This window comes from Ancylomarina sp. (assembly GCF_041555295.1).
Lineage (GTDB): Bacteria > Bacteroidota > Bacteroidia > Bacteroidales > Marinifilaceae > Ancylomarina.
This window is the reverse complement of record NZ_JBFFKR010000167.1, coordinates 1-7,739: the sequence shown is the minus strand read 5'-3', so window position 1 is coordinate 7,739 and position 7,739 is coordinate 1. Positions and strand designations below refer to the sequence as shown.

The following is a 7,739-nucleotide window of genomic DNA, read 5'->3' as shown; positions in this document are numbered from 1 at the left end:
TGGCTCCGATCAATACTGAGTCTGGCTTTCTATCATTAATGATTTTGCAAATAGCCTGAGTATATGGCTCAGTTGTATAATCAGCCAATTCAGGCGCATCAACAAGCAAAACCTCATCTGCACCAGCAGCAATCAATCCTTTTGCTTTAGCAGCGATGTTATGCCCTAAAAGCATGGCATAAACCTTATCGTTTAATTCATCAGCCAATCGTCGTGCTTGTCCCAAAAGTTCCAATGCCACATTCTGAACAAGGCCTTCGCGCTGCTCAACAAATACATATATGCCTTTGTAATCTTCTAAATTCATAACAATTTAATTACGATATTTTAATTACGAATTACGAGATAATAAAAAGCAAAAAATCAAACCTGAATAAATAATCTATTCTCTTAAAACAAATAGAATCAAATTCTCCAATTTGTAATTGCTAATTCGTAATTCGTAATTTATCTAGTTTAGAATGAATTTCTCTTTCATCTTGTTAATAATGATTCCTACAGCCTCATCGGTGTCCACTTCGTAAAGTTCGCCAGCTGGCTTCAATCCACGAGCAAATGCTTTATGTACACTTGTTGGCGATCCCTTAAGCCCCAATAGTGTCTCATCCACTTCGATTTGATCTTTACCCCAAACCTCAACTTCTTTTTGGTAAGCATCAACAATACCACCAACAGTCATGTAACGAGGATTGTTTGCCGATGAAAGAACGGTTACCACACAAGGTGCTTCCACCTCCAGAATTTGGTAACCCTCTTCGATATGACGCTTCATCGTGAATGTTTTCTCACCATCGAACTTCAAATCTTCCAGGTAAGATACCTGAGGTAAATCCAGGTGCTCAGCAATTTGAGGACCTACCTGTGCGGTATCACCATCAATCGCCTGACGACCTGTGATCAAAAGGTCGAAATCAAGCTTTTTAAGCGCTCCTGCAAGAGCGTATGATGTTGCTAGAGTATCTGCTCCCGCAAATTTTCTATCGGTCAAATGGATGGCTCTATCGGCTCCCATTGCAAATGCTTCGCGAAGAATTAAATCTGCTTGTGGAGGTCCCATAGTAATCACAGTAATGTGAGCACCCTTTTCTTCTTTTAACTGTAGCGCCATTTCCAAACCACCCTTATCATCAGGGTTGATAATACTTGGTACGCCTTCTCTGATTAGAGTTCCTGTTTTTGGATCAATTTTAATCTCAGTAGTATCAGGAACCTGCTTTATACAGACAACTATTTTCATTTTCTTATTCTTTTAGATTCTCGTAACTGTTTTCAGATATCAGTTTTCGGATATCGGTTAACTGACAACAAAAAACCGGCAACTGATAACATCTATGCAAATACTTACTTAAGCATATTAGCTGAAATCACCATTTTTTGAACTTCAGAAGTTCCTTCATAGATCTCAGTAATTTTAGCATCACGCATCATACGCTCAACAGGGTATTCGCGAGTGTAACCATAACCACCGTGTAATTGAACGGCTTTATTAGTTACCTCCATAGCTGTTTCGGCTGCATAAAGCTTAGCCATAGCTGCATCAACAGAATAAGCAATTTTATTATCTTTTTTGTAAGCCGCTTTGCGAACCAACATACGAGAAGCTTCTGTTTTTGTATTCATATCAGCCAACTGGAACTGTGTGTTCTGAAAAGCAGAAATGGCACGACCAAACTGTTTTCTTTCTTTCACATATTTCACAGTTTCGTTAATTGCACCTTGAGCTATACCAAGAGCTTGAGCAGCAATTCCAATACGGCCACCATCAAGGGTTTTCATAGCAACACCAAAACCTTTGCTTAATTTTCCCAGCATATTTGCCTTAGGCAATACGCAGTTCTCAAAAATTAATTCGTTAGTTGCTGAACCTCTAATACCCATCTTCTTCTCTTTTTTACCGAAAGAGAAACCTGGTGTACCTTTTTCAATAATGAAAGCAGTGATACCACGAGTTCCTTGTGACTTATCAGTCATTGCGAAAATCACATAAACATGTGCATATTCAGCATTGGTAATAAAGATTTTAGATCCATTAATGATATAGTTATCACCATCTTCAACAGCCGTAGTTTGCTGACCAGCTGCATCAGTACCTGCATTAGGCTCGGTTAAACCAAAAGCTCCGATCCATTCACCAGAAGCCAGTTTTGGTAGATATTTTTGCTTTTGCTCTTCAGTTCCGTGCTCTAAAATAGGTGCTGCACACAAAGAAGTGTGAGCCGAAACAATAACACCAGTTGTACCACATACTGCTGAAAGTTCTTCAACAGCAATAGAATACATCAGGTTATTTCCACCTGCACCACCATATTGCTTTGGAATTGGAATTCCCATGATTCCAATCTTTGCCATTTTCTCAACTGTTTCGATTGGGAAACGCTCCTGCTCGTCAACTTCTGCTGCAAGTGGCTTCACTTCGTTTTCAGCAAAATCCCTAATCATTTGCTGGAACAACTCCTGTTCTTTTGTAAGGCTAAAGTTCATTAAAGTATCTAATTACAAATTAAATTTTACGATAATAGTACCGAGATATAAATATTAAGAATCGTAAATAAAGACTAAATATGATACCTCGAAAACAATAAAGAAATAATTCTTTAATTCTTGTTTTGATATGCAAAGAAAGCTTAGTAAAAACGAATTCCGATACAAGATGATATGTTATATATCAGAAAATTACATTTTCTCAACACAAACAATACATGCTGTTAAATACTTAACGATACGTCAAACAAATAACTAAATCATTTAAAAATATAAAGATGGATTCCCTTTTTCTTGTGTCCCCCTTAATCAGCCAATCAAAAAAAAATCGGTTGCTGGTTTTTACAAACCAACAACCGATTATATCTAAAATCAAAACTAAACCATCAAAGATTTAGCTTCAATAAATACTTGTAATCCTATTAAACGTTCTTAAGAATCAAAGCAGTACCCATACCACCACCAATACATAGTGATGCTAAACCGAATTTCTTGTTAGTACGTTTCATTTCGTGAATCAAACTTACAGTGATACGTGTTCCTGATGCACCAATTGGGTGACCTAAAGCAATAGCTCCACCATTCACATTATTTCTCTCCTGGAAAAATTCTGGAGCAACACCATGATCTTCGCATAATTGCTTAACCACACCCAATGATTGTGCTGCAAAAGCTTCATTCAATTCCAACACTTCCATGTCAGTTAATTTCATATCCGCCTTTTTCAAAGCATTAGCGATAGCAGGAACTGGCCCCATACCCATAATGGCTGGATCTACACCACCTTGACCTGTTGCAACAATCTCTGCAAGTGGAGTCAAGTTATGCTCTTTTACAGCCTCTTCAGAAGCAACTAATACGAAAGCAGCACCATCGTTAATACCTGAAGCATTACCAGCAGTAACAGTACCATCCTTTTTGAAAGCCGGACGTAAACTACCTAATTTCTCTTCGCTAGTTCTACGGTTGATGAACTCATCAGCATCAAAAATAATAGTTTCCTTGCGAGTTTTAATCTCTACAGGAACAATCTCGTTCTTGAAATGACCTGCATCCTGAGCTGCAATTGCTTTTTGTTGAGAAGCAAATGCAAAAGCATCCTGCTCTTCGCGAGTTAAGCTATATTTTGCTGCAATATTTTCAGCAGTAATACCCATGTGGTAGCCTTCGAAAGCATCCGTCAAACCATCACATACCATATGGTCAACAGCCGTCATATCCATCATTCTATGCCCTGTACGAACACCACCTGGCATTACAAAACCAGCAGCTGACATATTCTCAGTACCACCTGCAATAATCATATTAGCTTCACCAGATTTGATGTTAGCATATGCCAGGTTAATTGTCTTCATTCCTGAACCACAAATCATGTTAATTCCATAAGCTGGCACCTCTTGAGGTACACCTGCTTTAATTGAAGCCTGACGTGCAACACCTTGCTTTTGACCTGCCATTAGGATATTTCCCACAACAACTTCATCAAGTTTAGAAGCATCAATCTTTGTTTCTTCAATAATATTTTTGATAACTCCTGCAGCTAAATCAGCAGCAGTAACTGGAGTTAGACTTCCTAAAAATTTACCTACAGCCGTTCTTTTGGCTGCAACGATATATACTTTGCTCATGGTGATAAGTATTATTTTGTGAGTTTTCAGTTATCTGCTGTCGGTTATCAGTTAATAAAAAACCGATAACAGAAAACCGATAACCTGTTCTTTAAATTAGGCTTGTTTCATTTCAGCTAGATCCTCTGCAATAATTAATTTTGCATCAGTCGCTTCTTGTACTTGCTCAACTGTAAACATTGGGTTGATCTCTGTAAGAAGAATACCTTCTGGCGTAATTTTCATCACTCCCATTTCGGTAATAATCATTTCCACTTGTCCTGCAGCTGTTAATGGCAGGTTACAAAGTGTCATAATCTTGTGATTTCCTCTAGCAGTATGCTCCATTGATAGAATAACACGCTTAGCACCTACAATAAGATCCATTGCACCACCCATTCCTGGAGTTTTCTTACCTGGAATCATCCAGTTAGCAAGGTTCCCTTTTTCATCAACCTGAAGAGCTCCTAAGAAAGTAACATCAACATGTCCACCTCGGATAATAGCAAAAGAAGCCGCAGAATCGAAACTACTCGCACCTTGCTTATAGGTAATGTGTCCGCCACCAGCGTTAACAAAATCCTTATCTTCTTCCCCTTCAGCAGGAACAGCTCCCATGCCTAGCAAGCCATTCTCCGATTGAAGAATTACGTTGATATTTACAGGGACATAATTGGGTATGAATGTAGGCAAACCAATTCCTAAGTTTACTACATCACCATCTTGCAATTCGAGAGCAGAACGCTTTGCGATAATCTCTCTGATTTCTTTTTTATCCATTGTGGTATGTTGTTTTGTTTACATTTTGATAGAGACGGCCAAATTGGCCGTCACTATCAAAATTATAAATCTATTGGTTGATTCTTCTGTCAAGTTCCTGAGCCATATATGAAGCCACGTCATCAGCATATTTATTCATACCGAAACCTGCATCATATCCGAGCTCTTTAGCTAATTCATGTGACAAACGGGGTCCACCACAAATTAAAATAACCTTATCACGTAAACCTTCTGCTTCAAGCATTTCTACTAGCTCAACAAGGTTTTGAATATGAACATCTTTCTGAGTAACCGTTTGCGATACCAAAAGAACATCAGCTTTCAATTCGATAGCTTTAGCAATGAATTCTTCGTTAGGTACCTGTGATCCCATATTTAAAGCCTCAACCATATCGTAACGCTCCAAACCGTAGTGACCTGCAAAACCCTTCATATTCATAATCGCATCAATACCTACAGTGTGAGCATCGCTACCTGTACTGGCACCTACAACCACAACCTTACGTCCAATGTTTTCCTTAATGAAATCATCCGTTTCGTGCATATCCATAGTAGTCGATTCTACCTTTGGTACAACGATAGTCGTATAATCAACGGCATGAATAGAACTACCATAGCAGTTGAAAAAGGTAAAACCTTTCATAAGTTCCTGAACAAACACCACTTGAATGTCTTCAAAACCCATTTTTCTCATCATCTGCTTAGCGGCTTCAATAGCCTCCTCTCCCTTAGGCACAGGAAGTGTGAAACTCACCTGTGTCTTACCATCGTTCATGGTATCGCCGTAAGACTTAATTTTTGTTAGATCTAAGGTCTTATCGAATTCATTCGAATTGGTAGAATAAAGTCCTCCACTCATTTTGCTTATCTCCTATATTTAATTGGAGTCAATAGCTACTAACCACTAACTCCATTATCATTATCAAATAACTAGTTTTTCTTCATTAAAGCTACAAAAGGATTGAAGTAGTTGCTTCCTTTTTCCACAACACCATCAAGACCTTTACCACCGTTCTTTGGACGTTTAATATCGGCAAAAATACCTTTTTCCAAAGCAGTAAATAAGCCTTCTTTCTCAATATTCTCAAGCAATACAATGGAATCACCAAGAATCTTTTGAGCTCTATTACGAATAATACCACCTTCTTTAAACTCAACCTCATCACCAATATTCTTCATATTGTTGAAAATGTATTTTGCATTCTCAAGTGAAAGGTAACGGTCAGACATCAAAGGCGTGTGAATTGCTTCAGTAAGCATACCCAAAAGTTGGATTCCCTGTCCAGTCCAGATTGAAATCTGATTAAACAAAGCATCCTGTACGTGTCCTTTGAAGATATTACCTGTCATGAATTTTGTAGGAGGCATATATTTTAAAGGTGCCTTAGGGAAAATCTCACGAGTCATTTGTGCTTGTGCCAGCTCATAAAGGAAACCATTCTCTAGTCCTGGTTCCATTTCGAAAGCGTGCCCCAATCCCATTTGCTCTTCAGGAAGATCGGCAATAAGAGCCAATTGCTCGTTGATAAAGTCTGAAGCCAATACCGTATGTGCTTCGTCAAATGCATCAGCAGTCGTTAAGTAGTTATCTTCACCTGTATTGATGATTACACCTGCAAAACCATTCAATACTCTTGAGAAATACTGATCGACTAATGTACGTTGCATGTTAATATCACGGAAAAGGATTCCGTAAAGCGCATCGTTCAACATCACATCTAAACCTTCGAGAGCACCCATAGCCGCAATTTCAGGCATACATAAACCAGAACAGTAGTTACACAAACGAATATATTTACCTTCTTCTTCACCAATCTTATCAAGGTGAGTACGCATGATACGGAAGTTTTCCTGAGTCGCAACAGTACCACCGAAACCTTCAGTAGTCGCACCATAAGGTACGTAGTCAAGCAATGACTGACCTGTTGTACGAATTACAGCGATAATATCAGCACCCTGACGAGCCGCAGCTTCAGCCTGAATGACATCCTCGTAGATATTACCAGTTGCTACAATTACATATAAGTATGGCTTAGGACCTTCACCAATCGTTTCGATATAGTTATCTCTCTTAGCTTTACGAGTCTTGATTTTATCAATACAATCGTTGATATATGGCTTAAGAGCCTCGTGAGCCTCTTCAACAGAATGACTTGGTAATTGTGTTATATCCAATTCACCAGAAGAAATTTTATCAGCCGCCTGTTGTGGATTTAATCCTGCTTCAATCACTGCATTTCCTAAGAAATACATCACCCCTTGGTTTAGAACACCCTTCTCCTTAATTTCATCTACAACAATATTTGGAAGTGGTACCTCATTGTTATCAACACCATCAATCCCCAAAAGACGACACAAGGTACGCTCTACAGATACAGTTGTGTAACCCTCTACAAACTCCTGAACGTTGTCAGCAATCTTTCTCGAAACGCCCTTTGCGTAGTTAACTTTATCAAAGTCAAGACCTAGTTTACTCCTTTGCATTTTTGTTCTATGTTTAGATATTTGATTTTGTTTCTTTTCTCTATTCGTTCAAACCTGAGGGGTTTATCTCCGTGATAAACATACGAGGTTTTATGATTTGATAAGCAAATTCTTATTCGCCTTCTCAATAATTTGCTTGTTTATTCCCAATATTCCAGCAATGCGAAGTGCTTCATGTGGCACTGTTGAAGCATCATCTTCTATCAGAGAATAATCCATATAATCGTTTATATTATTTCTATTTATCTCTCCTGGCTTAAAGTCTTTATCCAAACCTTTAACTCTCAACTTACGACAAGCCTTATTCAAACCACTATAATGGGTTGTTATTACTGATAAGGTTTTGTTCTCGTTAAAAATTTCAGCCACTGCATTCACAATAGCTCT

At 38.4% G+C, this 7,739-nt stretch carries 7 protein-coding genes and 1 pseudogene; all 8 read right to left on the bottom strand.

Annotated elements, in window-relative coordinates; translation table 11 throughout:
- A pseudogene (locus tag ABY905_RS11590) lies at positions 1–307 on the bottom strand (electron transfer flavoprotein subunit alpha/FixB family protein); the annotation flags it as partial.
- Between the two features lie 144 nt (positions 308–451).
- Positions 452–1,237, bottom strand: coding sequence for an electron transfer flavoprotein subunit beta (locus tag ABY905_RS11585; protein WP_372643967.1), 786 nt, complete (start codon positions 1,235–1,237; stop codon positions 452–454).
- Positions 1,238–1,341: 104 nt separating this feature from the next.
- The gene (locus ABY905_RS11580; RefSeq protein ID WP_372643964.1) at positions 1,342–2,481 is read right to left on the bottom strand and encodes an acyl-CoA dehydrogenase; all 1,140 of its coding nucleotides are present in this window, start codon (positions 2,479–2,481) and stop codon (positions 1,342–1,344) included.
- Positions 2,482–2,903: 422 nt separating this feature from the next.
- Positions 2,904–4,109: an acetyl-CoA C-acetyltransferase gene (locus tag ABY905_RS11575; protein WP_372643961.1), complete on the bottom strand. Its 1,206-nt coding sequence runs from the start codon at positions 4,107–4,109 to the stop codon at positions 2,904–2,906.
- A gap of 96 nt (positions 4,110–4,205) precedes the next feature.
- Positions 4,206–4,868: a 3-oxoacid CoA-transferase subunit B gene (locus ABY905_RS11570; protein ID WP_372643958.1), complete on the bottom strand. Its 663-nt coding sequence runs from the start codon at positions 4,866–4,868 to the stop codon at positions 4,206–4,208.
- Positions 4,869–4,938: 70 nt separating this feature from the next.
- A complete protein-coding gene (locus tag ABY905_RS11565) occupies positions 4,939–5,727 on the bottom strand; it encodes an OAM dimerization domain-containing protein (protein WP_372643955.1) in 789 nt (262 codons plus the stop codon).
- 71 nt (positions 5,728–5,798) lie between these two features.
- Positions 5,799–7,352, bottom strand: coding sequence for a lysine 5,6-aminomutase subunit alpha (locus ABY905_RS11560; protein WP_372643953.1), 1,554 nt, complete (start codon positions 7,350–7,352; stop codon positions 5,799–5,801).
- Positions 7,353–7,442: 90 nt separating this feature from the next.
- A partial coding sequence (locus ABY905_RS11555; RefSeq protein WP_372643951.1) for a hypothetical protein occupies positions 7,443–7,739 on the bottom strand: 297 nt, incomplete at its 5' end.